30 protein-coding genes are annotated in these 25,985 nt (G+C 67.9%); 12 read left to right on the forward strand and 18 right to left on the reverse strand.

What is annotated here, in order from left to right:
- Nucleotides 1–11 precede the first annotated feature (11 nt).
- Together AC0L6G_RS01775 and AC0L6G_RS01780 are read right to left on the reverse strand one after the other, a co-directional pair.
- Nucleotides 12–1,157 carry a GNAT family N-acetyltransferase gene (locus AC0L6G_RS01775; RefSeq protein ID WP_293826688.1) on the reverse strand — a complete coding sequence of 382 codons (1,146 nt, stop codon included), beginning with the start codon at nucleotides 1,155–1,157 and terminating at the stop codon, nucleotides 12–14.
- 146 nt (nucleotides 1,158–1,303) lie between these two features.
- The gene (locus AC0L6G_RS01780; RefSeq protein ID WP_293826686.1) at nucleotides 1,304–1,762 is read right to left on the reverse strand and encodes a RidA family protein; all 459 of its coding nucleotides are present in this window, start codon (nucleotides 1,760–1,762) and stop codon (nucleotides 1,304–1,306) included.
- Between the two features lie 123 nt (nucleotides 1,763–1,885).
- Here AC0L6G_RS01780 and AC0L6G_RS01785 point away from each other — a divergent pair, with 123 nt between their 5' ends.
- Nucleotides 1,886–2,776 carry a hypothetical protein gene (locus AC0L6G_RS01785; RefSeq protein ID WP_293826684.1) on the forward strand — a complete coding sequence of 297 codons (891 nt, stop codon included), beginning with the start codon at nucleotides 1,886–1,888 and terminating at the stop codon, nucleotides 2,774–2,776.
- A gap of 91 nt (nucleotides 2,777–2,867) precedes the next feature.
- The gene (locus AC0L6G_RS01790; RefSeq protein ID WP_293826682.1) at nucleotides 2,868–3,161 is read left to right on the forward strand and encodes a hypothetical protein; all 294 of its coding nucleotides are present in this window, start codon (nucleotides 2,868–2,870) and stop codon (nucleotides 3,159–3,161) included.
- Here AC0L6G_RS01790 and AC0L6G_RS01795 read toward each other — a convergent pair.
- From AC0L6G_RS01795 to AC0L6G_RS01805, 3 genes are read right to left on the reverse strand one after another with little or no spacing between them, the layout of a single operon-like run.
- Nucleotides 3,158–3,898: a polysaccharide deacetylase family protein gene (locus AC0L6G_RS01795; protein WP_293826680.1), complete on the reverse strand. Its 741-nt coding sequence runs from the start codon at nucleotides 3,896–3,898 to the stop codon at nucleotides 3,158–3,160. The two genes, AC0L6G_RS01790 and AC0L6G_RS01795, sit on opposite strands and share 4 nt — an antisense overlap.
- A gap of 36 nt (nucleotides 3,899–3,934) precedes the next feature.
- Nucleotides 3,935–5,230 (reverse strand): nicotinate phosphoribosyltransferase, encoded by a 1,296-nt coding sequence (locus tag AC0L6G_RS01800; RefSeq protein WP_473252754.1) that lies wholly within the window; start codon nucleotides 5,228–5,230, stop codon nucleotides 3,935–3,937.
- A 57-nt stretch (nucleotides 5,231–5,287) separates the two neighbouring features.
- Nucleotides 5,288–6,556, reverse strand: coding sequence for a DNA polymerase IV (locus tag AC0L6G_RS01805; RefSeq protein ID WP_293826677.1), 1,269 nt, complete (start codon nucleotides 6,554–6,556; stop codon nucleotides 5,288–5,290).
- Between the two features lie 107 nt (nucleotides 6,557–6,663).
- On the opposite strand from AC0L6G_RS01805, the gene AC0L6G_RS01810 reads away from it, so the two are divergent.
- Nucleotides 6,664–7,029, forward strand: a complete 366-nt coding sequence (locus AC0L6G_RS01810) for a response regulator (RefSeq protein ID WP_166622562.1) — start codon at nucleotides 6,664–6,666, stop codon at nucleotides 7,027–7,029.
- Nucleotides 7,026–8,387 (forward strand): PleD family two-component system response regulator, encoded by a 1,362-nt coding sequence (locus tag AC0L6G_RS01815; RefSeq protein ID WP_473252755.1) that lies wholly within the window; start codon nucleotides 7,026–7,028, stop codon nucleotides 8,385–8,387. The genes AC0L6G_RS01810 and AC0L6G_RS01815 overlap by 4 nt, the downstream gene beginning before the upstream one ends.
- Nucleotides 8,388–8,462: 75 nt before the next feature.
- On the opposite strand, the gene rpmG is transcribed toward AC0L6G_RS01815, so the two are convergent.
- Entirely contained in the window at nucleotides 8,463–8,630 is a 168-nt protein-coding gene (gene rpmG, locus AC0L6G_RS01820) for a 50S ribosomal protein L33 (RefSeq protein WP_003164451.1), read from the reverse strand.
- Nucleotides 8,631–8,756: 126 nt separating this feature from the next.
- Between rpmG and AC0L6G_RS01825 the strand changes: the two genes are divergently transcribed.
- Complete coding sequence (locus AC0L6G_RS01825) at nucleotides 8,757–9,338, forward strand: hypothetical protein (protein ID WP_293826660.1); 582 nt, start codon at nucleotides 8,757–8,759, stop codon at nucleotides 9,336–9,338.
- On the opposite strand, the gene AC0L6G_RS01830 is transcribed toward AC0L6G_RS01825, so the two are convergent.
- From AC0L6G_RS01830 to rnr, 3 genes are read right to left on the reverse strand one after another with little or no spacing between them, the layout of a single operon-like run.
- The gene (locus tag AC0L6G_RS01830) at nucleotides 9,326–10,033 is read right to left on the reverse strand and encodes an NUDIX hydrolase (protein ID WP_293826658.1); all 708 of its coding nucleotides are present in this window, start codon (nucleotides 10,031–10,033) and stop codon (nucleotides 9,326–9,328) included. The two genes, AC0L6G_RS01825 and AC0L6G_RS01830, sit on opposite strands and share 13 nt — an antisense overlap.
- Nucleotides 10,034–10,091: 58 nt before the next feature.
- On the reverse strand, nucleotides 10,092–10,889 hold the full coding sequence (locus tag AC0L6G_RS01835) for a hypothetical protein (protein WP_473252756.1): 798 nt from the start codon (nucleotides 10,887–10,889) through the stop codon (nucleotides 10,092–10,094).
- A 6-nt stretch (nucleotides 10,890–10,895) separates the two neighbouring features.
- A complete protein-coding gene (gene rnr / locus AC0L6G_RS01840) occupies nucleotides 10,896–13,229 on the reverse strand; it encodes a ribonuclease R (RefSeq protein WP_473252757.1) in 2,334 nt (777 codons plus the stop codon).
- A 103-nt stretch (nucleotides 13,230–13,332) separates the two neighbouring features.
- Here rnr and AC0L6G_RS01845 point away from each other — a divergent pair, with 103 nt between their 5' ends.
- The gene (locus AC0L6G_RS01845) at nucleotides 13,333–14,733 is read left to right on the forward strand and encodes a pyridoxal-phosphate dependent enzyme (protein WP_473252758.1); all 1,401 of its coding nucleotides are present in this window, start codon (nucleotides 13,333–13,335) and stop codon (nucleotides 14,731–14,733) included.
- A gap of 4 nt (nucleotides 14,734–14,737) precedes the next feature.
- Nucleotides 14,738–15,901, forward strand: coding sequence for a cystathionine gamma-synthase (locus tag AC0L6G_RS01850; protein ID WP_473252759.1), 1,164 nt, complete (start codon nucleotides 14,738–14,740; stop codon nucleotides 15,899–15,901).
- A 4-nt stretch (nucleotides 15,902–15,905) separates the two neighbouring features.
- On the opposite strand, the gene AC0L6G_RS01855 is transcribed toward AC0L6G_RS01850, so the two are convergent.
- From AC0L6G_RS01855 to AC0L6G_RS01875, 5 genes are all read right to left on the reverse strand, one after another.
- Nucleotides 15,906–16,163: a hypothetical protein gene (locus AC0L6G_RS01855; RefSeq protein ID WP_293826649.1), complete on the reverse strand. Its 258-nt coding sequence runs from the start codon at nucleotides 16,161–16,163 to the stop codon at nucleotides 15,906–15,908.
- Nucleotides 16,164–16,186: 23 nt separating this feature from the next.
- Nucleotides 16,187–16,393: a hypothetical protein gene (locus tag AC0L6G_RS01860; RefSeq protein ID WP_293826647.1), complete on the reverse strand. Its 207-nt coding sequence runs from the start codon at nucleotides 16,391–16,393 to the stop codon at nucleotides 16,187–16,189.
- Between the two features lie 3 nt (nucleotides 16,394–16,396).
- Nucleotides 16,397–16,609, reverse strand: a complete 213-nt coding sequence (locus AC0L6G_RS01865) for a cold-shock protein (protein WP_291536283.1) — start codon at nucleotides 16,607–16,609, stop codon at nucleotides 16,397–16,399.
- Nucleotides 16,610–16,783: 174 nt separating this feature from the next.
- Nucleotides 16,784–17,536: a TorF family putative porin gene (locus AC0L6G_RS01870; RefSeq protein ID WP_473252760.1), complete on the reverse strand. Its 753-nt coding sequence runs from the start codon at nucleotides 17,534–17,536 to the stop codon at nucleotides 16,784–16,786.
- A 35-nt stretch (nucleotides 17,537–17,571) separates the two neighbouring features.
- Nucleotides 17,572–18,504 carry an NAD(P)H-dependent flavin oxidoreductase gene (locus AC0L6G_RS01875; RefSeq protein ID WP_473252761.1) on the reverse strand — a complete coding sequence of 311 codons (933 nt, stop codon included), beginning with the start codon at nucleotides 18,502–18,504 and terminating at the stop codon, nucleotides 17,572–17,574.
- Between the two features lie 370 nt (nucleotides 18,505–18,874).
- On the opposite strand from AC0L6G_RS01875, the gene queF reads away from it, so the two are divergent.
- Nucleotides 18,875–19,336 carry a preQ(1) synthase gene (gene queF, locus AC0L6G_RS01880; protein WP_293826643.1) on the forward strand — a complete coding sequence of 154 codons (462 nt, stop codon included), beginning with the start codon at nucleotides 18,875–18,877 and terminating at the stop codon, nucleotides 19,334–19,336.
- 7 nt (nucleotides 19,337–19,343) lie between these two features.
- On the opposite strand, the gene AC0L6G_RS01885 is transcribed toward queF, so the two are convergent.
- Together AC0L6G_RS01885 and AC0L6G_RS01890 are read right to left on the reverse strand one after the other, a co-directional pair.
- Nucleotides 19,344–21,341, reverse strand: a complete 1,998-nt coding sequence (locus AC0L6G_RS01885; protein ID WP_473252762.1) for a TonB-dependent receptor plug domain-containing protein — start codon at nucleotides 21,339–21,341, stop codon at nucleotides 19,344–19,346.
- A gap of 107 nt (nucleotides 21,342–21,448) precedes the next feature.
- Nucleotides 21,449–21,784: a hypothetical protein gene (locus tag AC0L6G_RS01890; RefSeq protein ID WP_293826638.1), complete on the reverse strand. Its 336-nt coding sequence runs from the start codon at nucleotides 21,782–21,784 to the stop codon at nucleotides 21,449–21,451.
- A gap of 98 nt (nucleotides 21,785–21,882) precedes the next feature.
- Between AC0L6G_RS01890 and AC0L6G_RS01895 the strand changes: the two genes are divergently transcribed.
- A complete protein-coding gene (locus AC0L6G_RS01895; RefSeq protein WP_473252763.1) occupies nucleotides 21,883–22,761 on the forward strand; it encodes a DUF817 domain-containing protein in 879 nt (292 codons plus the stop codon).
- Here AC0L6G_RS01895 and AC0L6G_RS01900 read toward each other — a convergent pair.
- Both AC0L6G_RS01900 and AC0L6G_RS01905 read right to left on the reverse strand, forming a co-directional pair.
- Nucleotides 22,733–23,395 carry a DedA family protein gene (locus AC0L6G_RS01900; RefSeq protein ID WP_473252764.1) on the reverse strand — a complete coding sequence of 221 codons (663 nt, stop codon included), beginning with the start codon at nucleotides 23,393–23,395 and terminating at the stop codon, nucleotides 22,733–22,735. The two genes, AC0L6G_RS01895 and AC0L6G_RS01900, sit on opposite strands and share 29 nt — an antisense overlap.
- A 74-nt stretch (nucleotides 23,396–23,469) precedes the next feature.
- Nucleotides 23,470–24,063, reverse strand: coding sequence for a nitroreductase family protein (locus tag AC0L6G_RS01905; protein WP_293826634.1), 594 nt, complete (start codon nucleotides 24,061–24,063; stop codon nucleotides 23,470–23,472).
- Between the two features lie 45 nt (nucleotides 24,064–24,108).
- On the opposite strand from AC0L6G_RS01905, the gene AC0L6G_RS01910 reads away from it, so the two are divergent.
- The 3 genes from AC0L6G_RS01910 to AC0L6G_RS01920 all read left to right on the forward strand — a co-directional run bounded on the left by AC0L6G_RS01910 (nucleotide 24,109) and on the right by AC0L6G_RS01920 (nucleotide 25,946).
- Nucleotides 24,109–24,738, forward strand: a complete 630-nt coding sequence (locus AC0L6G_RS01910) for an NUDIX domain-containing protein (RefSeq protein ID WP_293826632.1) — start codon at nucleotides 24,109–24,111, stop codon at nucleotides 24,736–24,738.
- Nucleotides 24,739–24,755: 17 nt separating this feature from the next.
- Nucleotides 24,756–25,577, forward strand: coding sequence for a serine O-acetyltransferase (gene cysE, locus AC0L6G_RS01915; RefSeq protein WP_291536293.1), 822 nt, complete (start codon nucleotides 24,756–24,758; stop codon nucleotides 25,575–25,577).
- Nucleotides 25,578–25,736: 159 nt separating this feature from the next.
- The gene (locus tag AC0L6G_RS01920; RefSeq protein ID WP_087120002.1) at nucleotides 25,737–25,946 is read left to right on the forward strand and encodes a DUF3126 family protein; all 210 of its coding nucleotides are present in this window, start codon (nucleotides 25,737–25,739) and stop codon (nucleotides 25,944–25,946) included.
- Nucleotides 25,947–25,985: the final 39 nt, after the last annotated feature.

Genomic DNA, 25,985 nt, shown 5'->3' on the forward strand with positions numbered 1-25,985 from the left:
GGGCCTTTTCCTTAGGCCTGTCTGAACGGCGACAGTTCCGCCGTCATCGCGGCCCTCTGCTCCTCGACCGCCGGGCGCTCGCCCTCTAGGTACCGGGCCACGGGATCGCGCAGGGCGGGGTCGGCGATGAAGTGGGCGGAATAGACGGGGGAGGGCAGATAGCCGCGCGCGATCTTGTGCTCGCCCTGCGCGCCCGCCTCGACCCGGGACAGGCCGTGCGCGATGGCGAAGTCGATGGCCTGGTAGTAGCACAGCTCGAAATGCAGGAAGGGGACGTCCTCCAGCGTTCCCCACTGGCGGCCATAAAGGGCGTCGCGGCCGATGAAGTTCAGGGCGCCGGCGATGGGCGTCTGATCCCGGAAGGCCATGACTAGGGCGATCCGGTCGGCCATGGTCGCGCCGACACGGTTGAAGAAGTCGCGCGTCAGATAGGGGCGGCCCCATTTGCGCGAGCCGGTGTCCATGTAGAAGGCGAAGAAGGCGTCCCAGTGCGCCGGGGTGATCTCGGCGCCGGTCAGGACGCGGATATCCAGATCGGCCTGGGCGTCGCGCCGCTCGCGCCGGATCGACTTTCGGCGACTGGACGACAGGGCGGCCAAAAAGTCGTCGAAGGTTTTATAGCCGTCGTTTCGCCAGATGAACTGGATGTCTTGGCGCGCCAGCAGGCCCGCTTCGGTCATGGCCATCCATTCGGCCTGGGTCGGGAAGTTGACGTGCAGAGACGAGACGCCCAGCCGCTCCACCAAGGTCAGGGCTCCCTGCAACAGGGCTTGGCGCACCGTGGCGGCGTCCGCATCGGCATGTTTCAGGAAACGCGGCCCGGTCGCGGGGGTGAAGGGCACGGCGCCCAGCAGCTTGGGATAATACCGCCCGCCGGCCCGCTCATAGGCGTCCGCCCAGCTGTGGTCGAAGACGTATTCGCCCTGGCTGTTCCCTTTCAGATAGAGCGGCATGACGCCCAGCACGGCGTTGTCGGCATCCCGAAGCGCCAGATGGCGCGGGGCCCAGCCCTGGCGCGGCGCGGCGCTGCCCGAGGCCTCGCAAGCGTGCAGGAAATCGTAGGAGACGAAAGGATCGCCGGTGGGGCGCGCGCAGGCGTCCCAGGCCTCGCGGCCGATGTCCGACACAGTGTCGTGGACGGTGATGTGAAAACTCATATCCGCTCATCCCCGCGAAAGCGGGGATCCAGTCCTTTAACGCCCTCGGTGTTTGGGGCGTCGGCATGGCTCAATGGCCACAGACGCGCCCAAAACACTGGGTTCCCGCTTTCGCGGGGATGAACGGAAATCATGAGGGCATCCGATCACCGGATCTCCACAATGGCGTCGATTTCCACCGCGAAGCCCAGCGGCAGCTTGTAGACGCCGACGGCCGAACGGGCGTGCTTGCCGGCGTCGCCGAAGACCTGGACCATCAGGTCCGAGCAGCCGTTGATCACGGCGGGAATGGCCTCGAAGTCCGGTCCGGCCTGCACGAAACCGCCCAGTTTGACGATGCGGACCACCCGATCCAGGTCGCCGTCGCAGGCGGCCTTGATCTGGGCGATCAGGTTCAGGCCGCACAGGCGGGCGGCGTCCGCAGCCTGTTCCGGCGTCACGTCCACCCCGACCGTGCCCTTGATGCCGCCATTTGCGTCGTTGGACAGTTGGCCCGAAATCGTGACCTGGTCGCCCGAGCGGACGAAGGAGACATAGCTGGCCACCGGCTTGGCGGGTTCCGGCAGGGTCAGGCCGAGTTCGGCGATGCGGGCTTCGATGCTCATGGCGGCTCCTTGTTCGATCTGGGCGCGGTTTAGCGCGAGGCGCGTGCGGCGTCACCCGCGCTTGCGGCCTTGGCGCGCTTTAAAGGTTCGCCAACCGCATCGTGGCATTGTGCGAACATGGATATGCACCTGACACCCGACGTCGCCGCCTTCCATGCCGTTTTGGCGCGTCTGACGCCCGACGACCGCGCGCGGGTCGAGGCCGCCGCCGGCCCGGCCGCGCAAAAGGCCGCCGAGGGCGCGCCCCACTGGGACTTCGAAATGCCGGCCAAGGCGGTGGACGCCTTCCTGGGCGCGGAGGCGTCCGACGAGGTGCGGCGCGGCCTGATCGCGGCCTGGGCGCTGCAACTGCCCGATCGCGTCGCGGCGATGGCCCTGCCGGCCGAGGTGATGGCCCTCTATCCCTATTGGATAGGTCAGTTGGCCGAGTTCCTGACCCAGCCCCAGAGCGACTATGTCTTCGACCACTGGTCAAAGGACGTGCGCTTCGCCCTGGCGCTCAGCGTGCCGGGGGCCAAGAGCCAGGTGATCGACCTGTCGTCGCCGGTGGGGCCGGGCCAGATCGTCAAACACGCCCTGAGCGGGCGGGGGATCATGCCGCTGTTTCGCTATCTGGCGGCTGGGGCCAGACGCGAACCGTGGCTGGAGGTGCACACCGAAAGCCGCTGGCTGCGCGGTTTCAACGAGGACGGCTGGAACGAAGCCTGGGCCACGGCGGCGGAATTGTGCCGCGCGCGGCCCGAACTGGCGGGCATGATCGGCTCAAGCTGGTTCTACGATCCACCCCTGACCGAGATCAGCCCCCGCCTGGCCCACCTGCGCCTGAACCCCCTGAAGGGCGGCGCCTTCATGGTCCATCAGGGGCCGGGCGAAATCCACACCCAGCGCGCGGCGACGGCCTCGGCGTCCAGGAAGGCGCTGATCGACGCCGGCGAATACACCGCGCGCTCCTGGCTGATGATCTGGCCTAGGAAGGAATTGATCGCCTGGGCGGATCGGCGCAAGGCGCGCTGACGCCTTCGGTCTGCATCAAGAACACATCGTTTTTCCACGTGCCGTTTCCGTCGATCAGGCGCATTATGGGTGCGGCGTTAGGAGAGCGGACATGACAGGCGTCGCGGCGAGCGGAACGGGCCGGGCGAACCCTTGGCGACTGGCGGGGTGGGGCCTCGTCGCGGCGGTCCTGTTAGCGCCGCTGATCGCCATGCGTTTCACCAGCGAGGTGGCCTGGACGGCCACGGACTTCGCCTTCGCCGGCGCATTGCTGGTCGGGGCCGGTCTTCTGTTGGAACTGACCCTGTGGAAGGTGCGGGGCTTGGGCGGGCGATTGGTGGTTGGCGGACTGGTCGTGGCCGCCGTCCTGCTGATCTGGGCGGACGGCGCGGTGGGCCTGTTCTAGGCCGTCGCCATCCGCCACGCCGCCGCGACCGGCTGGATGGCCAGTCCCGCCGCCTTGGCCAGTCGGATCACGCGGTCGATGTCCTCGGGCCTGCAGCCATAGGGGGTGGGGGCGTCGCCGACGTCGTGGCCATAGGCGATCAGCCAGCCTTTCGACGCCGCCGCATCGGCCATCAGTTTTTCGAGGTCGTAGCCGGGCAGGCGGCGGCTCTCCAGGCCCACGGCCTGCAGCAGGTTGCGGTCTGCCCGGCCGCCGTTGACGCCGTCGCGCACGCCCCGCCCGCACAGGAAGCGTCGCTCGATCACCCGCTTGGCGCCCAGGGCGCAGTCGCCGAACGGATAGGCGAAGGTCTCCATCCGATAGCCCTCCAGCCGCTCGGCCACCCAGGCGGCGTTCCTGGCCAGGCTGGCGTCGAGTTCGTCCGGCGACAGGGTCAGGGTCGAAACGTGTTCGTAGGTGTGGCAGCCGACCTCGTGCCCGGCCTCGTGCAGGGCCTGCAGATGTTCGACCTCGAACTGGGGCAGGTCCAGGTTGCGACCGCCCGCCAGGCCGCCGCAGACATAATAGGTCGCCTTGACCCCATGTTCGGCCAGGATCGGCCCGGCCTCGGTCCAGGCCGAGGCGGGGATGTCGTCGAAGGACAGGCTGAACACACCCTTCGGCGGCTGGATCGCGACGGGGCGGACATCCAGATAGCGGCCGGCGCGGCGGCGCATCTTGTTGACGAAGGCGTTCATGGCGGCCTTATGCCACGATGGGCTTAAGGTCGGGTTTCAGACCGTCACCGGCTGGGCCGTCAAGCCGCGCACCCCGAAGACGCGGCGATAGCGTTCGATCTCGGCCGGATCGCCCACCGCCTTTTCCGGGTTGTCCGACAGTTTGACGGCGGGCCGGCCGCTCGCCGCCGCCACCTTGCAGACCAGGGAGATCGGCTCCAGTTCCGGGGCGAAGGCGGGCGAACAGTCGCGAAAGTCGTTGGTCAGATTGGTGCCCCAGCCGAAGCTGAGCCGCGCCCGGCCGTGGAAATGGGCATGGGTCGCCTCGATCCCGTCGATGTCCATCCCGTCCGAGAAGATCAGCAGCTTCTCCTTCGGGTCGCGCCCGTGGGATGTCCACCAGTCGATCAGCCGCTCGCCTGCCGGAATGGGCGGGGCCGAATCGGGGCGGAAGCCGGTCCAGTCCGCGACCCAATCGGGCGCCCGATCCAGAAACGCCTCCGTGCCGAAGGCATCGGGCAGGACGATCAGCAGATTGCCCGCATAGTGCCGCCGCCACTCGTCCAGCACGGCGTAGGGAACCTGAGCGAGGGTCGCGTCGTCGGGCGCCAGGGCGGCCAGCACCATCGGCAACTCGTGGCCGTTGGTCCCGATGGCCTCCAGGTCGTTCTCCATCGCGTGCAGCACATTGGAGGTGCCGATGAAGGCCGATCCCAGCCCCTCCTTCAGCGCCTGGATGCACCAGCGCTGCCACAGGAAGCCGTGTCGCCGCCGGGTGCCGAAGTCCGACAGGGCCAGATCGGGCAGGCGGCGCAGCCGCTCCACCTTGGACCACAGCTGCGTCTTGGCGCGCGAATACAGGATATCCAGTTCGAACCGGCCCAGCCGCCGCAATCCGACCCGGCATCGCAGTTCGTTCAGGATCGCCAGCGCCGGGATTTCCCACAGCGTCACCTCGGCCCAGGCGCCCGAGAAGGTCAGGACATATTGCCCGTCCTGGACCGACAGGTCGTAGTTCGGCAGCCGATAGGCGCTCAGCCAGGCGATGAAGTCGGGCGAGAAGATCTGCTTCACGCCATAGAAGCTGTTGCCCGCCAGCCAGACCAGCTCCTTGTTGGTGAACCGCAGCGTTCGGGCGTGATCCAACTGCTCGCGCAGGGCCGCGATGTCGACCTCGTCGGCGAGACGCACGGACCTGGTGCGGTTGATGACCTGGAACGTCACCGGCACGTCGCGATGCTCGCGCCAGATCATCTGCAGCATCAGCAGTTTATAGAAGTCCGTGTCCAGCAGGCTGCGGACGATCGGATCCAGGCGGAAGCCGTGGTCATAGGCGCGTTTGGCGAGTTCCATGGCCGTATTTGAGCCGATGGGGCGGGGGAGTGCACGTTCTTTCCTCGCCTGGCTCCGTCACCCCTTCAACGCCCGGCCCGCCACTACGGCGTCCTTGCCGAACTTTTCGCGCAGCGTGTCGATGGCGCGTTCGGTCCTCAGGGCGCGGGTCTCCGACGTCTGGAACAGCCCGGCGGGGGCGTCTTCGGCGTCCTGAACCTCGGCCATGCCGATCCCGATCAGACGATACGGTCGGCCCAGTTCGGGCTTCAGCAGATCGCGCCCGGCGGCGAACAAGGCGCGCGCCGTCTGCACCGGCTCGGGCAGGGTGATGCGGCGGGTCACGATCTTGAAGTCGGTGCGGCGCAGCTTCAGCACCAGCACGCGGCTGGCCACGCCGTCGCGACGCGCCTTGGAGGCCAGCTTCTCGCACAGGGGCCACAGTTCGGCCTCCAGCGCCTCGGCCGACGTCAGGTCCTCGTTGAAGGTGGTCTCGGCGCTCATCCCCTTGCGGTCCCGCTCGGGGTTCACCGCGCGGGCGTCGCGGGCGTGGGCCAGGTCGTAGAGCCGCAGTCCCGATTCGCCATAGCGTTTGACCAGGTCGCGCACGTCCGCCCGCGCCAGATCGCCGATCAGGGCGTAGCCGTCGCTGCGCAGCGCCTTGCCGAACACCGGACCGACGCCGGGCAGGGCGGTGACGGGGCGCGGCGCCAGCAGGGCTTGCGCGTTCGTCGCCCCCACGACGGAGAAGCCGCGCGGCTTGTCCATTTCGGACGCCATCTTCGCCAGGAAGCGGTTGGGCGCCAGGCCGATGGAGACGGTCAGGCCGGTCTGGTCCTCGATCTGTTTCTGGAAACGGATCAGCTGGAATGCGGGCGGCCCGCCGTTCAGCCTTTCGGTTCCCTGCAGATCGACCCACGCCTCGTCCAGCGACAGCGGCTGGATCAACGGCGTCAGCTGGCCCAGGGCGCCGAGAATGCGTTCGGATTCGAAGACGTATTTGGTGAAGTCCGGCTTGATCACCACGGCCTCGGGGCAGGCCTTCAGCGCCTTGAACATCGGCATGGCCGAGCCGACGCCATACTGGCGCGCCACATAGCAGGCGGTGGAGACGACGCCGCGCTTGCCCCCGCCCACGATGACCGGCCTGTCGCGCAATTCGGGCCGGTCGCGCTTCTCCACCGAGGCGTAGAAGGCGTCGCAATCCATGTGCGCGATGGACAGCTGGTCCAGTTCGGGATCGGCGACGATCCGCCGCGAGCCGCACGCCGGACAGCGGCCGTCCGGCGGGCCGGCGGGGTCCGGCCCGGTCCACAGACAGTCGCGACAGATGGCCTTGATGGCCACGCTTAAGGTCTCCGTAAGTTTGGCTTCACCCCAACTTAAGACTGGCCGCCTACGAATGCGACCAACGAGGCGTCCCGCGTTCGCGGGGGCGCGCAGGTCAGGTGATGATGTCCAAGAAAGTCCTCATCGTCGAGGATAACGAGCTGAACATGAAGCTTTTTCATGATCTGCTCGACTCCCAGGGCTATGAGACCCTGCAGACCCGCGAGGGTTTGCAGGCGCTCGCCCTGGCCAGGGCCCATCATCCCGACCTGATCCTGATGGACATTCAGCTGCCGGAAATCTCGGGCCTGGAAGTCACCAAATGGCTGAAGGACGACGAGGAGCTGAACCACATCCCCGTCATCGCCGTGACCGCCTTCGCCATGAAGGGCGACGAGGAGCGGATTCGCCAGGGCGGGTGCGAGGCCTATATCTCCAAGCCGATCTCGGTGATGCATTTCCTCGACACCATAAGGCAGCACCTGGGATGAGCGCGCGCATCCTCGTGGTCGACGACGTGGATGTGAACGTCCGCCTGCTCGAAGCCAAGCTGACCATCGAATACTACGACGTCCTGACCTGCAACAGCGGGGCGGCCGCCCTGACCCTGGCGGCCGAACAGCAGCCGGACCTGATCCTGCTGGACGTGATGATGCCCGGCATGGACGGGTTCGAGACCTGTCGCCATCTGAAGGCCCAGGCTGAAACGCGCCACATCCCGGTCGTGCTCGTCACCGCCCTGGACGGGCGCCAGGACCGCATCCGGGGGCTGGAAGCGGGCGCCGACGACTTCCTGACCAAGCCCATCGACGACGTGATCCTGTTCGCGCGCGTCAAGTCGCTGACGCGGCTGAAACAGGTGATGGACGAACTGCGCGAGCGCGAGGAAAGCAGCCGGCGACTGGGCGTGGATTCGAACGGGGCGGCCCGGTTGCGAAGCGAGGGCGGGCGGGTGCTGATCGTCGACGACGACCTGCGACAGGCCGAGAGGATCGCCCTGGAACTGGGCGCCGAACACCGCATCGCCATCGAGACCGATCCCGAGGCGGCGCTGGCGGCGGCCAAGGGCGCGCTGGACCTGATCATCGTCAATGTCGCGGCCGTGAATTTCGACGGTCTGCGCATCGTGGCTCAGGCCAAGTCGGGCGATGCGCGCCGAGCGCCGATCCTGGCCATCGTCGATCCGTCGGAGCGGCCGCGCATGGTCAAGGCGCTGGAACTGGGCGCCGCCGACATCCTGCCGCGCCCGGTCGATACCGAGGAGCTGTCGGCGCGGGTCCGCACCCAGATCCGGCGCAAACGCTATACCGACTTCCTGCGCCAGAAGCTGGACAGCAGCATGGAGATGGCCGTCACCGACGCCCTGACCGGCTTGCATAACCGCCGCTACATGACCGGCCAGCTCCAGGCCCTGGTCGGGCGCGCGGCCCAGGGCGGCGCCCAGGTGGCGGTCTTGGTGCTGGACGTCGATCACTTCAAGTCGGTCAACGACGGCTTCGGCCACGATGCGGGCGACGAGGTTCTGGTCGAATTCGCCGTGCGCCTGGCCACCAACGTCCGCGCCGTCGACCTGCCCTGCCGCATGGGCGGCGAGGAGTTCGTGGTGGTCATGCCGGGCGCCAGCCTGGAGGACGCCGGCCGGGTCGCCGAAAGAATCCGCCGCGACGTGGCCTCGGCCCCCTTTCGCGTCATGGGCGGCAAGGAGCAGATCACCATCACCATTTCGGTCGGGGTGGCGGCCACCGTCGGCGACGGCGACACGCCCGAAGGTCTGCTGAAACGCGCCGACGAGGGGGTCTATGAGGCCAAGTCCGCAGGCCGCAACAAGGTCATCGCCAAGGCGGCCTGAACCGCCCGTCAGCCAAAGAAAAACGCCCGGCTGGAGATCAGCCGGGCGTGTTCGATTTCTCAGCCGATCAAGTGCTTACTTGATCTTGCCTTCCTTGAACTCGACGTGCTTGCGAACGACCGGGTCGTACTTCTTGACGACCATCTTCTCGGTCATGGTGCGGGCGTTCTTCTTGGTGACATAGAAGAAGCCGGTGTCGGCCGTGGAGTTCAGGCGGATCTTGATGGAAGCCGGTTTGGCCATCGGAATTACCTCTACGACGGCGAAAGCCGCTTAAAATAAGAGGCGCGGAACATACTCAGGATCGCCTCAAAGTCAACGGGCGCGATGCCGCGTTGATGCGGCCGGGCGCACAGATAGGGTGACGCCATGAAAATCGCATCCCTGCTGACCGCCGCGGCCCTGATTTCCCTGTCGTTCGCCGGCCAGGCGGCCGCGTCGCCGGCGTCGGCGCAGGACGATTTCATGGCGCGCTTGAACGCCCTGTGCGGCCAGCGATTCGAAGGCCGGGTCGTCACGACCGACGCCGCCGACGCCAAGTTCGCCAGCGAGCGGCTGATCATGCACGTTCGCAAATGTTCGGCGGACGAAGTGCGCATTCCCTTCGCCGTGGGCCAGGATCGTTCGCGCACCTGGGTCGTGGCCAGGACGGACACGGGCCTGCGGCTGAAGCACGACCATCGGCACGCGGACGGGACGACCGACGTGCTGCATTGGTATGGCGGCGACACGGTCGACGCCGGCGCGGCGGAGCGCCAGGAATTCCCCGTCGACGCCGAATCCGTCGCCCTGTTCAACGCCAATGGGGCCGCCGTCTCCACCACCAATGTCTGGGCGGTCGAGGTCCATCCAGACCGGATGTTCGCCTATGAACTGCGCCGTCCCGGTCGCCATTTTCGCGTCGAGTTCGACCTGACCCGGCCCCTGGCGCAGGATGCTCAATCGCGGTGATCGACCAGATGGCGGCCGCGCACCATGCGCACGAAGGGCAGGGGGCGATCCGGCTGCTCCAGCCGTTCGGCCAGTTCGCCCAGCACGAAACGGGTGATGGCCGGCAGGTCCAGGCCGCGCGCCTGATCGAGCGGCAACCAGGCGATCTCGTCCAGTTCGCCCGATCCGGCGGTCGGTTCCGGCGACAGCAGGGCCTCGGCCGGGGCCATGAAGAAGCGAGCGTCGAACCGGCGTGTTCGACCAGGCGGGGTGATGGCGCGGGCGATGTAGGACAGGACCGACAGATCGGGCAGGGCGCCCGCCCGGCGATACTCGCGCCACGGTCCGGCGACCGAGGCGGCCGGCGCCGGACGGCCCAGGATCAGGCCCGTCTCCTCGAAGGTCTCGCGCACCGCCGTCAGGGCCAGGGCGCGGGCGCGTCGCGCGGGCAGTTCTCCCTCCAGCCGCCGCGCGACGTCGGAGGCGAGGTCGCCCGCCGCTGCGGCGGTGAAGTCGCTCCGGTCGATCCGCCCGCCCGGAAACACCCATTTCGACGCCATGAAGACATGCCCCGGCGCCCGACGCCCCATCAGCACCTCGGGCCGCGATCCGCCGCGCGTCAGGATCAGGGTGGCGGCGTCCTTGGGCCTCTGGGCGCCGCCGACGCGCGGGGCGTCGGTCAGGTCCTGGGCGGCGTCGAAAGGTGCTGGGGACATGTCCCGATCAATGAACCGGGACGGGAGGTCGGGCAAGTCGCCCGACCTCCCGCGGCGGTCATTCCGAGCGACGCCAGTAGGCGACATAGACTCCGGCCTCATGGCCGTCAGGCCGATAGCCGAAACGATGGGAGACCGAGGTCAGGCGCACCTGCCCGTCCGACGGCTTCAGCGCGAGGAAGGCGGCCATCAACTGGTCGCGGTCCGCGCCAGACAGGTCCGGACGGGTTTCGCCGGCGATTTCACATACGGAAGAGGTGCAGGTGATCCTGACGGTCGGCACGCTTTCGTCGAAAGCGGCGACTTGGCGATAACTGCGCGACAGCGCCTGTTCGGCTAGCGGCGACCAGACGGCGTCACGAGAGCCGTTCGCCATCTCAGCCTTAAGTGCTTCCGGGTCAGGACGCGCCCTGCGTTGCCGCGAGTTCTGGATGGACGAGGTGGTCGGCGCAGAAACGGGGATGGCGGCAGGCGGGGTTGCGGTCTCATAGGCCAGAAGGCCGGCGGCGAGCAGGGCGGCGGTGATCACGATCAGTCTCCATCGTCTGGTGAGAGACGCGCGGCCGGAGGACTGCGCGTCGGGACGAGGAAGGCTTGGGGCGCCGGCCGAGGCGGCGGCCAGATCGATTAAATCGTCACGATTTTCTTGTACGGTCAGCAGTCGGGCGATCTCGCGACTGCTGGCCAGGCCGGTCTTGCGTCGGGCCGACCGGAACCGTTCGTTGACGGCGGCGACCGACACGCCCTTTAGCGTGGCGATGGACTTGGCCGTGTGCCCCCGGCCCAGCAGGATCAGCAACTCGCGCTCCGTAGGGTTCAGGCGGTCCAGGATTTGAGCTGTGTCCTCCCGAGCCATGGCGACTTACTTTCGCTTGCCCTTGCGCACGCCCTTCAAGCCGCCGGACGGCTTGGAGCCGTTGCGGGGCTTGGGGCCGCCGGGGCGGTTCTTGCCGCGCATCGGCGGGCCGTCGCCGCCCCCGCCTCGCTCGCCGCGACCGCGAATGCCGTAGCGCGGGGCGGGCGCGCTGGGATCGCGCGGTTCCGGCTCGCTGAGCATCTCGAACACCAGGCCGCCGGTGACGGGGGTGGCCTCGCGCAGCTTGACCTCGACCATCCGGCCCAGGGTGAACCGCTTGCCGGTGCGTTCGCCGACCAGGGCGTGAGCGCGGTCGTCGTGGGTGAAATATTCGTCGCCCAGGGTCGAGACAGGGACCAGGCCGTCGGCGCCGGTCTCCTCCAGCCGGATGAACAGGCCGAAGCGGGTGACGCCGGTGATACGCCCCTTGAAGGTCGCCCCCACCCGGTCCTCCAGGAAGGCGGCGATGTAGCGGTCCATGGCGTCGCGTTCGGCGGCCATGGAGCGGCGCTCGGTCGTCGTCACCTGTTCGGCGATGGCGGACAGTTCGGCGATCTCCCGGTCCGTCAGCCCGTCCTTGCCCAGGTTCAGCGCCCGGATCAGGCCGCGGTGGACAATCAGGTCGGAATAGCGCCGGATGGGCGAGGTGAAGTGGGCGTATCGGTCCAGGTTCAGGCCGAAGTGGCCGACGTTCTCAGGCGAATAGATGGCCTGCATCTGGGTGCGCAGGACGACCTCGTTGACCACGTCGGCGTGTTCGGTGTCGCGCGTATCGTCCAGCAGCTTGTTGAACCGCTTGGTCGTGCCCGGCTCGCCCTTGTTCCACGGCTTGCCGATGGTCGACAGGAAGTCGGCCAGGTTGAAGATCTTCTCCTGGCTGGGCGCGTCGTGGACGCGGTAGATCAGCGGCGTCTTCTTCTGCTCCAGCGTCTCGGCGGCGCAGACGTTGGCCTGGATCATCATCTCCTCGATCAGCCGGTGCGCCTCCAGCGAGGCGCGCTTTTCTATGGAGGCGATGCCGCCGTCGGGGGCCATGCAGATGCGGCGTTCGGCCGATTCGATCTGCAGCGGGCTACGCTTCAGCCGGCCCTTCAGCATGGCGTGATAGGCGTTCCACAGCGGATAGAGGATGGCCTCCATGATCGGGCCGGTCGTATCGTCCGGTTGGCCGTCGATGGCGGCCTGGGCCTGTTCGTAGCTGAGCTTGGCGTGCGACCGCATCAGGCCGCGCACGAACCTGTGCCCGGTTTTTCGGCCGTCCTTGTCGAAGACCATCCGCACGGCCATGCAGGCGCGGTTCTCGCCCTGTTTCAGGCTGCACAGGCCGTTCGACAGCACCTCGGGCAGCATCGGTTCGACGCGGTCGGGGAAGTAGGTCGAGTTGCCCTTCTCGCGCGCCTCGCGGTCCAGCGCCGTTCCCGGCCGGACATAGGCGGCGACGTCGGCGATGGCGACCCAGACGATCCAGCCGCCGGGGTTCTTGGGGTCTTCGTCGCGGGCGGCGTAGACGGCGTCGTCATGGTCGCGGGCGTCGGCGGGGTCGATGGTGATGAAGGGGACGTCGCGCAGATCCTCGCGGCCCTTCAGCGTCGGCAGTTCCTGATCCTCGGCCTCGCGCTCGACCGCTTCGGAGAAGCCGGTCGGCACCCCGTGGGCGTGGATGGCGATCAGCGAGGCGGCGCGGGGATCGTCCTCCTTGCCGATATGTTCCAGGATCTTGCCGCGCTTGGGACCGTAGCGTTGGTCGCCCTTTTCGACGGCGGCGAGGACCAGATCGCCGTCCCTGAGGTCGTCGGACTGGGCCTGGGGCACCAGCAGCACGTCCTTGGAGCGACGATCGACCGGCTCGACCCGCGTTTCGCGCCCCGATTTGCGGATGACGCCCAGGACGCGGTTGGTCCCCACGTCCAGCTTCTTGATCAGCCGGGCTTCCCAGCCTTCCTGGCCGCGCTGGAACTTGACCAGCAGGCGGTCGCCGAGGCCCGGCGCGGGACCGGGCTTGGCCCCGTCGCCGGGCATCAGCAGCGCGCGCGGGGCGTCGGCGCCGGCTTCGACCAGGCGGACATAGAATTCGCCGTCGGCGTCGCGCTCGATCACGTCGGCGACGCCGACCGGGGGCAGGGCGCCCGCTTCGGCCAGGCCCTTGCGTCCGCGCCTGCCCAGGCGCCCTTGCGCCTCCAACTCGCGGATCATTTCGCGCAGGGCCCGGCGGTCGCCGCCCTTCAGGCCGAAATGGCGGGCGATGTCGGTCTTCTCGGCCGACCCGGTCTCGCGCAGGAAGGCGAGGAGGGTGTCTTTATCAGGGAGACCGGCGGGCGGTCGCTTGGATGAATTGGTCATTATGTCTTTCGTAGCGCGGAACCGCGCCTTTGGGTCAAATCTTGCGTGAGTTGACCGAGTGAATGCGGGGCTTCAGCTTCCGCCGAACCGAATGGAGTCTTCGATGTCGTTACACGCCCCCGCCCTGAGCGCGCCTGTCCGGTCGCCGCTGGATCTGATCGGCAAGACGCCGATGGTGGAGGTGACGAAGATCGACACCGGCAAGTGCCGCCTGCTGCTGAAGCTGGAATCCCAGAACCCCGGCGGCTCCATCAAGGATCGGATCGCGGTGGAGATGCTGGACGCGGCCGAGAAGGAGGGCTTCCTGAAGGCGGGCGGAACCATCGTCGAGGCGACGGCGGGCAACACCGGCCTTGCCCTGACGCTGGTCGGCCGGGCCAGGGGATATAAGGTGCTTCTGGTGATCCCGGACAAGATGTCGAAGGAAAAGATCCAGCATCTCAGGGCTATGGGCGCCGATGTTCGCCTTACGCGCTCGGACGTGCCGCATGGCCACCCGGAATATTACACCGATATGGCCGAGCGGCTGGCCCAGGCCATTCCCGGCGCCTTCTACGTCAACCAGTTCGCCAACGCGGCCAACGCCCAGGCCCATGTGAAGACCACCGGGCCGGAGATTTGGGAACAGACGGGCGGCGGCATCGACGCCCTGGTCGCCGGAATCGGCTCGGGCGGGACGATCACCGGCACGGCGCGCTTCCTCAAGAGCGTCGGCTCCAAGGCCGAGATCATCCTGGCCGATCCGGTGGGTTCGACCCTGGCCGGCATCGTCAACGACGGCGAGCCAGGGCCGGAGGGGAGTTACACGGTCGAGGGCATCGGCCAGAACTTCGTGCCCGAAACGGCGGACATGAGCCTGATCGACAAGGCCTATTCGATCCCGGACGCCGAGGCCATCGCCACGGCGCGCGAACTGCTGCTGAAGGAAGGGATTCTGGCCGGCTCGTCGTCGGGGACATTGATCGCCGCCGCCCTGCGCTGGTGCCGCGAGCAGACGGAGGCCAAGACCTGCGTCACCTTCGTCTGCGACACGGGGGCCAAATATCTGTCCAAGGTCTATAACGACGCCTGGCTGGCCGACCAGGGCCTGGGCGAGCGCGAGCTGCACGGCGACCTGTCGGACCTGATCAATCGCAAATACGAAAAGGGCGACGTGGTCGTCGCCGGGCCGGGCGACACCCTGGACACCGCCTTCAAGCGGATGAAGGGCGCCGACGTGTCCCAGCTGCCGATCATCGACGACGGCCGCCTGGTCGGCATCCTGGACGAAAGCGACCTGATCCAGGTGATGAACACCGACGAGATCACGCGCAAGGAACGGTTCGCCAAGCCGGTGTCCTCGGCCATGACGCGCGATCTGGACACGGTCCAGGTCAACGAGCCGCTGGACGCCCTGATCCCCGTCTTCGACCGCGACCGCGTGGCCATCGTTCTGGACGGCGAGAAATTCGTCGGCCTGATCACCCGCACCGACCTGATCAACCACCTGAGCCTGAATCGCTAAACCCATGAGCGACAAGAAGAACAGCCAGGGCTTTTCGACCCGCGCCATCCATGCCAGACAGCATCCTGACCCGACGACGGGGGCGGTGATGACGCCGATCTACGCCACCTCGACCTACGCTCAGGAAAGCCCGGGCGTGAACAAGGGTTATGAGTACGCGCGGGGCAAGAATCCGACGCGCGAGGCTTTCGAGGCCTGTATCGCCGATCTGGAGGGCGGCACGCACGGCTTCGGCTTCGCCTCGGGCATGGCGGCGACCTCGACGGCGCTGGAACTGCTGGACGCGGGCGACCATGTCGTCACGGGCGACGACCTGTATGGCGGCTCTTGGCGGCTGTTCGAGCGGGTGCGGCGGCGCTCTATGGGGCTGGACTTCGCCTATGTGGACCTGAGCGACGTCGCGGCGGTCGAGGCGGCGATCACGCCCAGGACCCGGATGCTGTGGGTCGAGACCCCGACCAATCCGCTGATGAAACTGGCCGACATCGCGGCCCTGTCGGCGGTGGCCAGGGCGCACGGCCTGCTGCTGATCGTCGACAACACCTTCGCCACCCCCTTCTGCCAGCAGCCGCTCGGCCTGGGGGCGGACGTGGTCATGCACTCGGCGACGAAGTATCTGAACGGCCATTCGGACATCATCGGCGGGGTGCTGGTCACGGCCGACCCCGACCTGGCGAGCCGGATCAAGTTCCTGCAGAACTCGGTCGGCGGGGTGATGGGGCCGTTCGACGCCTTCCTGGCCAACCGGGGGCTGAAGACCCTGGCGCTGCGCATGAAGGCGCATTGTGAGAACGCCCTGACCGTCGCCCGCTGGCTGGAGACGCGGGCGGGCGTGGCCCAGGTAATCTATCCCGGCCTGATCGCCCATCCGCAGCACGAATTGGCGGCGCGCCAGATGCACGGCGGGTTCGGCGGCATGGTGACGGTGCTCCTGGACGGCGACTTGGACCGCACCAAGCGTGTGCTGGAGCGGGTTCAGGTCTTCACCCTGGCGGAATCGCTTGGGGGCGTCGAAAGCCTGGTCAATCACCCGGCCATCATGACCCACGCCAGCGTGCCGAAAGAGGTGCGCGAGGCGGGCGGCGTGACAGACAATCTGATCCGGCTGTCGGTCGGGGTCGAGGATGTCGCGGACCTGATCGCCGATCTGGATCAGGCGCTGGACTGAACCCTCAGCTGGACGGCAGCGCCGTCTGGTGGCCGGTGACGGGGGGCAGCTTCTTCTTGGGCGCGGCGCGCTTCGCCGGCGCCTTGGCGGGCTGGGGCAGGGCGGCGCGGCGGGCGACCTCGGCGTCGATGATCGGAATGATGTCGCTGGCGGCCATCACCTGGGTCGACGCGCCGTGTTCGACCAGGCGCGCGGCGTTGGCGCGCAGGGTGGTCAGGTCGGCGCTGGTCATCGCGGGAATCATGTCGGCGAGCGGGGTCATGTCGGCGTCCAGGTGTCGAGGCTTCAGGGCCGGCGCGACAAGCGCCAGCCCTTCAGCGAGTTGAAGGCGATCTCGACCACGACGCGGTCGCCCATGACCGGCGCGCCGTCAGGCGAACCCTTCGATGGGAGAGCCGTGACGACATGGCCGTTGTCCAGGCGGACCTTGCGGCCGCCCAGAGGCAGGAGTTTCATCACCTCGCCGTCGAAGGCGATGGCGGCGAGAACCATGTCCTACTCGGCCGCCATGAGGCGACCGGCGGATTCCTTGCCGGAGCGGGCGTCCCGCTCGATTTCGTAGGAGAGCTTCTGGCCCTCGTTGAGCGAACCCACGTCCGAGACCTCAACGGCCGAGGCGTGGACGAACACGTCCTTGCCGCCGTCATCGGGGGCGATGAAGCCGTAGCCCTTGGTGGGATTGTACCATTTAACAGCGCCGGTAGCCATTTGGAGACCTCCGTCTAGCGTTGACCGCAGGGAGGATTCCTGGTCGGCCTGTCGGGTCTGAATGGGATCGGCTTTTGGACCTCGGTGCGTGATGCAAAGGGAGCAGCGGCGTTACGCAGAGAGAGATCGACAGAACCCAGATGGGAAGCCGGACCGCCCGGCGCAAGGGCGCGATCAGAAGTCGTAGGCGATCATCGCCACCAAGGCCTGCTTGTACTGCTCGCCGAAGGTCTCGGCGTCGGTGTCGTAATAGCGCAGGTCCACCGAAAGGGCGTCGGTCAGCGCATAGGTGACGCCCGCGTTCCAGCCGGTGTAGTCGGGCGCGCCGACCTGTTCGCGCCGCCCCACCGCCGCCGTGCCGTTCAGGCGGTCGTCGAAGTCCCAGCCGACCTGGCCCTCGACCCAGGTGAAGGACCTGGTGGAGCCTGCGGCGTCCGGCGAATACTGGACCTGCAGGCGGGCGCTGGCGGGGCCGACGGCGCGGCTGACATTGCCGGTGAACTCCCAGCCGTCGGCGTCATAGCCCGCCTCGGCGTCCAGCCGGTATTTGTACACGGCGTTGAAGTCGAACTGATAGCCGAAGGCCTCGGGCTGATAACCTGCGGAAAGCTCCGCCTCGACGTTGGAGCCGCCCGACTGGACCGTTTCGAAACCGGGGCCGGCGTAGAACAGGCCGTCGGCGCTCTCCCAGGTGGCCGAACCGAAGGCGTAGCCGTCATTGCCCGACTTGGAGGCGTTCTTGGAGCGGTTGTCGGTTCCGGCGCCCAGTTCGAAAGTCCAGGCGTCGCGGGCGGCCGATCCCGGCTCGTCCTGGGCGACGGCCGGCGCGGCGGCCGAGGCGGCCGAGGCGGCGATCAGGGCGGCGACCAGGGCGGCGATGGGGGCGGCGGCCGGCGCGGCGGGGCCGGAAACGAAGGTGCGGATCATGAGGGCTCCAACGCGCGAGATGCGCTTTGGCGCCTTTAGCGTGCTCCGGTCTTGATGGCGAATTGATCCGTGGCCTGAGCGAACTCTTGTCGCAGGCGCGCGACAAGTTCGGCGGTCGGCAGGATGTCGTGGATGGCGCCCGCGCCCTGGCCGGCGGACCAGACCGTCTTCCAGGCCTTGGCCTCGTCGCCCATGTCCAGCTTGTGGTCGGGCAGGTGTTTGGGATCGACGCCGTTCTCGACCAGCGACTTGACCATGAAGTTGGCGGGAATGCCCGAGACGGCCGGGGTGTGGACGATGTCGGCCGAGCCGCTGTCGATCACCATCTGCTTGTACGCCTCGGGCGCCATCGCCTCGGTCGTGTTGATGAAGCGGGTGCCCATATAGGCGAAGTCGGCCCCCAGCATCAGGGCGGCGGCCACGTCCTGGCCCGTCGAGATCGCGCCGGACAGGATCAGGGTTCCGTCGAAGAAACTGCGCACCTCGTTGACCAGGGCGAACGGGTTGATGATCCCCGCATGGCCGCCCGCGCCGTTGGCCACCAGGATCAGCCCGTCCACGCCCGCCTCGGCCGCCTTGCGGGCGTGACGGATGTTGGCGATGTCGTGGAACACCTGGCCGCCATAGCCATGGACTGCATCGACCACGTCCCGCACCGCGCCCAGGGAGGTTATGATCAGCGGCACCTTCTCCTCGACCGACACCGTCAGATCGGCCATCAGCCGGGGATTGGTCGGGTGGACGATGTGGTTGACGCCGAAGGCCGCGGCCTCGGGTTTCAGCCGGCCCTTGATTTCTCGGATCCAGTCCCGATAGCCCTCGGTCGTGCGCTGGTTCAGCGAGGGGAAGGTCCCGATAACCCCGGCGTTGCACGCCTCGACCACCAGGTCCGGTCCGGAAACCAGGAACATGGGCGCCGAAATGATCGGCAGGGTCAGACCTTTTTGCAGCGAAGCGGGAATGGCCACGGGCGTCTCCTTCAGTTTCCTTTCGCTACGCTTAGCGGGCTGTCGCGGGGGAAGGCAATCGGCTGGATTTCAGACGGCGGTGCGAAAAACAGAGTCTCAATCGTCTGAAATCGGGAGCGGCGAAAAATTGCACTGCGCCGGCGAAAACCCTGCGATGTGCAAGACGGGTGAAATTCGAGGGGCCTCCGATCGCTCTGAAACCGCCCATCCTACAGCGGCTTGCAGTCATGGACGGTCGATGGACGCTGGCGCCGACCAGGGCGTTGAAAGGTCGGGAGAAGTTTTCGGGGGATGAGAGGGTGGGCGTGTTCCGATCCTTCCCCGCCGGGGGAGGATTTCAAAGTAAACCGCAAGCGCCTAAATCCCCCGCATGACCCACTACACCGACAACCTCAGCCAGCTGGGCGCCCAGACCGCCGCGCCGACCAGTCCCGAGACCGCCGTGCTGGAGCGGGTGCCGAACCCGCACGCGGACACCCTGTATCTGGCGCGGTTCACGGCGCCCGAGTTCACCAGCCTGTGCCCGGTGACGGGTCAGCCCGACTTCGCCCACATCGTCATCGACTATGCGCCGGGCGACTGGCTTGTCGAGTCCAAGAGCCTGAAGCTCTATCTGACCAGTTTCCGCAACCACGGCGCCTTCCACGAGGACTGCACCGTGGCCATCGGCCGCAAGCTCGCGGACCTGCTGGCCCCGAAATGGCTGCGCATCGGCGGCTACTGGTATCCGCGCGGCGGCATTCCCATCGACGTCTTCTGGCAGACGGGCGCCCCGCCCGAGGGGCTATGGCTGCCCGATCAGGGCGTGCCGACCTATCGCGGGCGGGGCTGACGGGCGCTTAGCCGCCGAAGCGGATGCGGACACCGGCGTTGGCGACGAAGCCTTCCAGCGGCGCCCAGGCGTCGGTGGTCCAGCGACCGTCGGCGGTGCGCGAGGGACGCAGCAGCGGATCGGTGCGGGTCTGGCGTTCGTCCAGCAGGTTTTCCAGGTTCAGGAAGATGCGGTAGCGACCCAGCACCACCTCGCCCAGCAGCCCCAGCTCCCAATAGGCGTCGCCGCGCGCGCGATAGGGGTCGTCTTCCAGGGACTGGGCGCCGGTGTAATAGGCTTCGAAGCCCAGCCGCCCGCGATCGTGATCTTCCCACATGGCGACCAGGCCGGCGGTGTGGCGCGGCGTCAGCGGCGCGGCGCGACGGCCGGCGCCGACGGGGGCGGGCTGGTCCGCGTCGAGATACATGTAGCTGGCCGTGACCACGAAGGGCGCGCGACGCCAGCGCCCCAGCATCTCGACCCCGCGCGTGCGCGTCGCCCCCTCTACATTGACCAGGCGAACGCGGTCGGCGGCGACGGGAACGAGTTGCAGCGCATCGTCGATGTTCGAGCCGAACAGGGTCAGGTTGGTCTCCCACGGCCCCCGCGCATAGCCCAGGTCCAGCGAAGCGGTCGAGGCGGTTTCCGCCCTCAGGTCGGCCAGGGGCTCCAGCCGCGACAGGCCCGCGGCCTCGGTCTCTTCAACGAAGGGCGTGGGGGCGTAGAAGCCCTGGCCCCAGGAGCCGCGCACCGTCCAGGGGCCGGGCCGCCATAGCATCGACAGGCGCGGGCTGAACTGTCCGCCGTATCGGCTGTGGTCGTCATAGCGGGCGCTGGCGGCCAGGGTCAGCGCCTCGGTCCAGTCCCATTCGACCTGGGCGAAGACGGCGGGCGCGGTGTAGCGATAATCGAAGACGGGAAAGGCCTGCGACGCATAGTCTTCGGCCTGCCAGACGACGCCGCCCAGCCAGGCGGCGCCCTCCGCCTCACCTGAAACCGAGGCCTCCAACAGGAAGGTGCGGTGGCGATCCGATTCCATCAAATCGCCAAAGCGGTGGTCGTGCTTTTGTTCGGCGGCGGAGGCGCGGGTCTGGAACAGGATGTCAGGGCCGAACGGGCGTTCGTAAACGACGCCCGCGTCCCGGCGCTCGGTCTGCTGGTCCAGGCGGAAGGGGCGTCCATCCGGCGCCGTCGCGCCGTCCAGCGTGCCGCCGCGCCGCTGCTCGCCCATCAGGCCGGCGGTCAGGAACAGGGTCGCCCCGTCGTCGCCCGTCCAGAACAGGCGCGGACGCGCGGACCAGCGGTCATATCCCGCCATGTCGATCCAGCCGTCCCCGTCCAGATCCTGTGTCGCCTGATGATTGTAGGTCGCCAGCAGCGAGCCTCGCCAGTGATCGGACAGGGGCGTGGAGCCATAGGCCGAGACATCCTGGCCGTCGCGGCTCGTGGCGTTCAGGATCAGTTCGCCCGATGGCGCGTCGCCCGGCCGTCGCGAGATCAGATTGATGACCCCGCCCAGGGCCTGGCCGCCATACAGGGCCGAGGCCGCGCCCTTTATGACCTCGACCTGGCCCAGATCGCTGGGCGGAATCTGCAGCAGCCCCAGCGCCTGACCGCCGTAGAGCGGCAGGCCGTCGGCCAGCAACTGGGTGTAACGTCCGCCCATGCCCTGGACGCGGACGTTGGCGGCGCCCAGTCCCGGCGATGTGACCTGGACGCGGACCCCGCCCGTTTCGGCCAGGATCATTGAGATATTGCCGGGCCGCATCATCAGCTTTTCGGCGATCTCTTCCTGACTGAGGACTTCGACGCGGAGGGGTTCGTCCTGGATGCGGCGGCGCGAGCGGGTGGAGACGACGACGATCTCCTCGATCTCTTCGACGTCTTCGGTCTGCGACGGCGTCTGGACGGACAGCGGGCTTTGAGCGACGCCCGTCGCGGGGAAAAGAAGGGCCAGGGCGGCGCCGGCCAGCAGGGGGCTTGCCAGCAGGGGGCTTGCCAGCAGGGGGCTTGAAAGGGTGTTCATCATGGTGATCCTCGACCGGCGCATGGGCCGGTCCTGACAGCGTTGGCCATGTCCCGGTCGGACGGGATGCGGCGGTGCGGAAAGACCGGGGAAGGCCCCGGCGGGGATCAGGCGCGCGGGGGGCGGCGAAGACCGGCCGGATCGAGCGGCGGCCGTTCTGGGGAGTGGCTCCAGGACAGTCGAAGCGCAGGGGGCGTCGGCTGATCCATGAACGCCGGGCCGGGCAGGGCGGCGGGATGCGGCGCGTGGCAGCAGCCGTTGGCGCAGGCCGGGCCGCAGTCGGGGCAGCCGCCTTGCGCGTCGTCCGGCATGGCCTGCACGCCCGCGGCGACATAGGCGCAGGTTTCGTCGATGCAGGCATGGGCCGAAACCGCCGGCGAAAAGACCGCGAGCAGAAGCAGAAGCTGGAAGACCAGCCTCAGGCCGCCGAACGCTGTGGTCACGGGATGTCTCATCGCGGAACCGGCTCTTAGGATGAAGCGGGCGGGCTGGCAACGGCGGGCGTTCCGTCCGGCGCGATCAGCCTCTAGGCTGCGGCCCGATGTCTCGTTCGCACACCCTCCCTCTCGAAGCCTGGGGCCGGCGCCTGATGACGCGGGCCGAGGCCTGGGTCGATGGGTCCCGGCCGCGTCGCTACGCCTACGAATTCCTGTGGTTCGGGCTGAAGCAGGGATGGGCGTGTCTGTTCGGCGGGATGATGCTGGCCCTGATCCTGGGCACCTTCCTGTTCTGGCCCGATCAGGCGCCGGTGTCGCGCTACGACTTTCTGGTCGTGGGGGCGGTGCTGATCCAGGCGGGGATGCTGGCGTTTCGGCTGGAGAGCTGGGAGGAGGCGCGGGTCATCCTGCTGTTCCACATCGCCGGCACGATCATGGAGCTGTTCAAGACCGCGCACGGGTCGTGGATCTATCCCGAGGACAGCGTGCTCAGGATCGGGGCGGTGCCGCTGTTCTCGGGCTTCATGTATGCGGCGGTGGGCAGTTATATCGCGCGGGTGCAGCGGATCTTTCATATCCGGGTCCGGCGCTATCCGCCGCTGTGGACGACCTGGGTGCTGGCGGCGGCCATCTACGTCAACTTCTTCGCCCATCACTGGCTGCCGGACGTGCGGATCGCTCTGTTCGCGGCGACCGCCCTGCTGTTCGGGCCGGGCTGGTTCTATTTCACGGCGGATCGGCGCCGGCGGTCGATGCCGCTGCTGCTCGGCTATTTCCTGGTGGCGCTGTTCATCTGGTTCGCCGAGAACCTGGGCACCCTGGGGCGGGCCTGGGTTTATCCCGGACAGCAGGCGGGATGGGAGATGGTGTCCCTGGCCAAGCTGGGCAGCTGGTTCCTGCTGATGATCATCTCTGTGGTGCTGGTCTCGATCGTGCACCGGCCGGAAGACGAAATCAGCGGCTCTCCAGCGCGCCGCGCATGACGGCGGACCGGCGGCTCACGCGCGCCTTGATCAGGCGATAGGCGACGGCGACGACCAGGATCGCCGCGGCGATGGCGCCCAGCAGCAGGGTCGGGCCGTGGGCCTCGCTGAGAAGCTCCATTCGGGCCAGGCCCTGTGCGGCCAGATAGCCGGGCGCCAGCATGGCCAGCACCCAGACGACGGCCGAGGTCGCATTGCCGAACTGGAAGGCGCGCTGGCGCATCCTGAGCATTCCCAGCGTCAGGGGCACGAAGGCGCGCAAGGGACCGAAGAAGCGGCCGACGAAGATCGACATGATCCCGTAGCGGCGGCAATACAGCCGCGTCCAGGCGATGCGGCGGCGGTGCGGACGGAACATCGGACGCTGGAGGAACTTCACCCCCAGCCGTCGCCCGGCCCAATAGGAGACGGCGTCCCCGATCACCGCGCCAATGACGCAGCCGACGATGACGCTGACGGGGTCCAGCACCCCCGCCGCGATCAGGCCGCCCGCCGCCACCAGCAGGCCGGTGGCGGGCACGAAGGCGCCGACGATCGCCAGCGACTCGACGAACACGACCAGGCCCAGCAGGACGCCGGCCCACATATGGTTGCGGGCGATGAAGTCGCCCACGGCTTGCAACAGGGAATCCATAACCAAGGCCTTGCGGGAGAAAGGCGGGGCGGTCGAGAGGTCCAACCGACGCAGGGCGATGTCGTAAGGCCGGCTTACGGCAGGCGTGTGACCTTGGCGGCCATGTCGGGGCGGGGGCGCTCCAGCGCCGGTTCGTTCAGCGTGCCGATGTGGATGAAGCCGGCGACGGTCTCGCCTTCGCCCACGCCGAACAGGGGCAGGGCCTGCGGGTCGTAGCTGTACCAGTCGGTGATCCAACTGGCGGAATAGCCGAAGCCGGCCGCCGCATGCTCCAGGTTCATGCAGACCGCCCCGGCCGACAGCTGCTGCTCCCAGACCGGCTTGGCGTGGGGGACGGGGGTCGAGACGACCAGGACGGTGATGGGCGCGGCCGTCAGCTTGGCCAGCACGGCCTGATCCTTGGCCGGCCCGCCGCGCAGTTCGACCAGCACCGCCAGCCTGGCCGCGATCTCGGCGCGCGACTGCGGACCCAGGACCACGAACCGCCAGGGGAACAGCTTGCCGTGGTCCGGGGTGCGGGCGCCCAGGGTCAGAATCCGGTCCAGCTCCTCCTCGGACGGACCGGGCGTCGTCAGCGCCTGGGCCGGGGCCGAGCGGCGCCGGGCCAGACGGTCCAGAAAGTCCCGGGAGGGAACGGGCGGGGGCAGGGGCTCGTTAAGCGCGGTCATGCCGCCTAGCTAGGCTTTCGCCCCCGCATCCGCCATAGGTCGTCCATGCGCAAGACCGACGAACCGAGATGGGCCAGGGGGCTGGCCAAGCCGCCCGCCTGGCGCAGCGAAGGACCCCAGACGGTGTTCGACAGTCCGTGGATGGCCGTGACGCGCCATCCGGCGACGGCCCCGACGGGAATGAAGGCCGACTACGCCGTGGTCCGGTTCAAGAACGTCGGAACCGGCGTCCTGCCCGTCCACGACGACGGGACCGTGACCCTGGTGGGCCAGCAGCGGTTCGCCCACGGAAACTACTCCTGGGAAATGCCCGAGGGCGGGGCGCCGCTGGACGAGGACCCGTTCGACGGGGTGCGGCGCGAACTGGCCGAGGAGGCGGGGCTGCACGCCGAACACTGGGCGCCGGCGCTGACGATCGAGATGTCCAACTCCATCACCGACGAGATGGGCATGACCTGGATCGCCTGGGGCCTGTCGCCCGTCATGACCGCGCCCGATCCGACCGAGATCATAACGGTCGTGCGCGCGCCGTTCCTCGATCTGCTGGACGAGATCGGACGCGGAACGGTGCGCGACGGCCTGACGGTGGCGACGGCCTACAAGGCCTATCATATGGCGATGAACGGGGCGCTGCCGCAGGCGCTGGCGCAGGCCATGCTGGGGCGGTTAGGATGAGGACGAAGGAGCCGGTCATGGCCAAGCTGGAAATCGTCGCGGAAACCGAAAGCGTGTGGCGACAGCTGCGCGCCTCGGCCGAGGCCGCCTCGCGCGAGGAGCCGCAGCTGGGCTCGCAGATGAACGCCGTGATCCTGTCGCACGACGACCTGGCCGGCGCCCTGAGCTTCCAGATCGCGCGCAAGCTGGCCGACGGGGAAATGAGCGCCATGTCGGTGCGAGAGGTCTGCCTGTCGGCGTTCAACACCGATCCCGCCATCGTCGAGGCGGCGGAGTCCGACCTGCAGGCCGTGGCCGAGCGCGATCCGGCGATCCGCAACCTGTTGCAGCCCTTCCTCTATTTCAAGGGCTTCCAAGCCCTGCAGGGCTGGCGCGTGGCCCACTGGCTGTGGGGGCAGGGGCGCGAGACCCTGGCCTTCCATTTCCAGAGCCGGATTTCCGAGCTGTTCCAGCTGGACATCCATCCGGCGGCGCGGCTGGGCAAGGGGCTGTTCCTGGATCACGGCACCGGCATCGTCATCGGCGAGACGGCGGTGGTCGGCGACGACGTGTCGATGCTGCACGGCGTGACCCTGGGCGGGACGGGGGCCGAGCGCGGCGACCGCCATCCCAAGATCGGCAAGGGCGTGTTGCTGGGCGCCGGGGCCAAGGTTCTGGGCAATATTCCCATCGGCGACTATGCCAAGGTGGCCTCCGGCTCGGTGGTGTTGAAGGCCGTGCCGTCCGGCTGCACCGTGGCGGGGGTTCCTGCGCGTCTAGTCAACTGTCCGACCGAGGCCGAGCCGGCGCGGACGATGGACCACACCCTGGCCGACGTGGTCTATGACTTCGTGATCTGACAGCGCCTCGGCCGTGCGGCTGCGGCCGTATGGGAAAATGAACAAAGGCGCGCATTCGCCGTTCAACGCGCCGCGTAGGTGGAAAATGACGGCCGGCGGTTCCCCTGTCCGCCGGACTTCTCTAGGGTCCGCCGCCAACATTCAGACCATGAGGCCCCCGTGAAAGACACCGACCTGAAACGTATCGAGGGCCACCTCAAGCGCACCTTCAACACCGGCGGCATCATCGTGAAGGCCCGCCCCAAGCAGAATGACTCGGCTGAAGTCTATGTCGGCGACGAGTTCATCGGCATCGTCTTCGAGGACGAGGACGAAGAAGGTTCGTTCATGTTCGAAATGGCGATCCTGTCCGAAGACCTGCCCGATTGAGACCTGAACGATCCGACCGCCTGGCTTGGATGCGTCGGG

This window comes from Brevundimonas sp. D3-1P, assembly GCF_055809335.1.

Bases quoted from the DNA above. Each gene is read 5' to 3' on its own strand.
- AC0L6G_RS01825 (WP_293826660.1), top strand. From the start codon at position 8,757: ATGAAAATCGCATCCCTGCTGACCGCCGCGGCCCTGATTTCCCTGTCG.
- AC0L6G_RS01895 (WP_473252763.1), top strand. From the start codon at position 21,883: ATGTCTCGTTCGCACACCCTCCCTCTCGAAGCCTGGGGCCGGCGCCTG.
- AC0L6G_RS01790 (WP_293826682.1), top strand. From the start codon at position 2,868: ATGACAGGCGTCGCGGCGAGCGGAACGGGCCGGGCGAACCCTTGGCGA.
- AC0L6G_RS01860 (WP_293826647.1), bottom strand. From the start codon at position 16,393: ATGGTTCTCGCCGCCATCGCCTTCGACGGCGAGGTGATGAAACTCCTG.
- AC0L6G_RS01885 (WP_473252762.1), bottom strand. From the start codon at position 21,341: ATGAACACCCTTTCAAGCCCCCTGCTGGCAAGCCCCCTGCTGGCAAGC.
- AC0L6G_RS01910 (WP_293826632.1), top strand. From the start codon at position 24,109: ATGCGCAAGACCGACGAACCGAGATGGGCCAGGGGGCTGGCCAAGCCG.
- AC0L6G_RS01830 (WP_293826658.1), bottom strand. From the start codon at position 10,033: ATGTCCCCAGCACCTTTCGACGCCGCCCAGGACCTGACCGACGCCCCG.
- rnr (WP_473252757.1), bottom strand. From the start codon at position 13,229: ATGACCAATTCATCCAAGCGACCGCCCGCCGGTCTCCCTGATAAAGAC.
- AC0L6G_RS01835 (WP_473252756.1), bottom strand. From the start codon at position 10,889: ATGGCTCGGGAGGACACAGCTCAAATCCTGGACCGCCTGAACCCTACG.
- cysE (WP_291536293.1), top strand. From the start codon at position 24,756: ATGGCCAAGCTGGAAATCGTCGCGGAAACCGAAAGCGTGTGGCGACAG.
- AC0L6G_RS01870 (WP_473252760.1), bottom strand. From the start codon at position 17,536: ATGATCCGCACCTTCGTTTCCGGCCCCGCCGCGCCGGCCGCCGCCCCC.
- AC0L6G_RS01865 (WP_291536283.1), bottom strand. From the start codon at position 16,609: ATGGCTACCGGCGCTGTTAAATGGTACAATCCCACCAAGGGCTACGGC.
- AC0L6G_RS01785 (WP_293826684.1), top strand. From the start codon at position 1,886: ATGCACCTGACACCCGACGTCGCCGCCTTCCATGCCGTTTTGGCGCGT.
- AC0L6G_RS01800 (WP_473252754.1), bottom strand. From the start codon at position 5,230: ATGGAACTCGCCAAACGCGCCTATGACCACGGCTTCCGCCTGGATCCG.
- AC0L6G_RS01855 (WP_293826649.1), bottom strand. From the start codon at position 16,163: ATGACCCCGCTCGCCGACATGATTCCCGCGATGACCAGCGCCGACCTG.
- AC0L6G_RS01900 (WP_473252764.1), bottom strand. From the start codon at position 23,395: ATGGATTCCCTGTTGCAAGCCGTGGGCGACTTCATCGCCCGCAACCAT.
- AC0L6G_RS01845 (WP_473252758.1), top strand. From the start codon at position 13,333: ATGTCGTTACACGCCCCCGCCCTGAGCGCGCCTGTCCGGTCGCCGCTG.
- queF (WP_293826643.1), top strand. From the start codon at position 18,875: ATGACCCACTACACCGACAACCTCAGCCAGCTGGGCGCCCAGACCGCC.
- AC0L6G_RS01850 (WP_473252759.1), top strand. From the start codon at position 14,738: ATGAGCGACAAGAAGAACAGCCAGGGCTTTTCGACCCGCGCCATCCAT.
- AC0L6G_RS01810 (WP_166622562.1), top strand. From the start codon at position 6,664: ATGTCCAAGAAAGTCCTCATCGTCGAGGATAACGAGCTGAACATGAAG.
- AC0L6G_RS01780 (WP_293826686.1), bottom strand. From the start codon at position 1,762: ATGAGCATCGAAGCCCGCATCGCCGAACTCGGCCTGACCCTGCCGGAA.
- AC0L6G_RS01905 (WP_293826634.1), bottom strand. From the start codon at position 24,063: ATGACCGCGCTTAACGAGCCCCTGCCCCCGCCCGTTCCCTCCCGGGAC.
- AC0L6G_RS01775 (WP_293826688.1), bottom strand. From the start codon at position 1,157: ATGAGTTTTCACATCACCGTCCACGACACTGTGTCGGACATCGGCCGC.
- AC0L6G_RS01815 (WP_473252755.1), top strand. From the start codon at position 7,026: ATGAGCGCGCGCATCCTCGTGGTCGACGACGTGGATGTGAACGTCCGC.
- AC0L6G_RS01795 (WP_293826680.1), bottom strand. From the start codon at position 3,898: ATGAACGCCTTCGTCAACAAGATGCGCCGCCGCGCCGGCCGCTATCTG.
- rpmG (WP_003164451.1), bottom strand. From the start codon at position 8,630: ATGGCCAAACCGGCTTCCATCAAGATCCGCCTGAACTCCACGGCCGAC.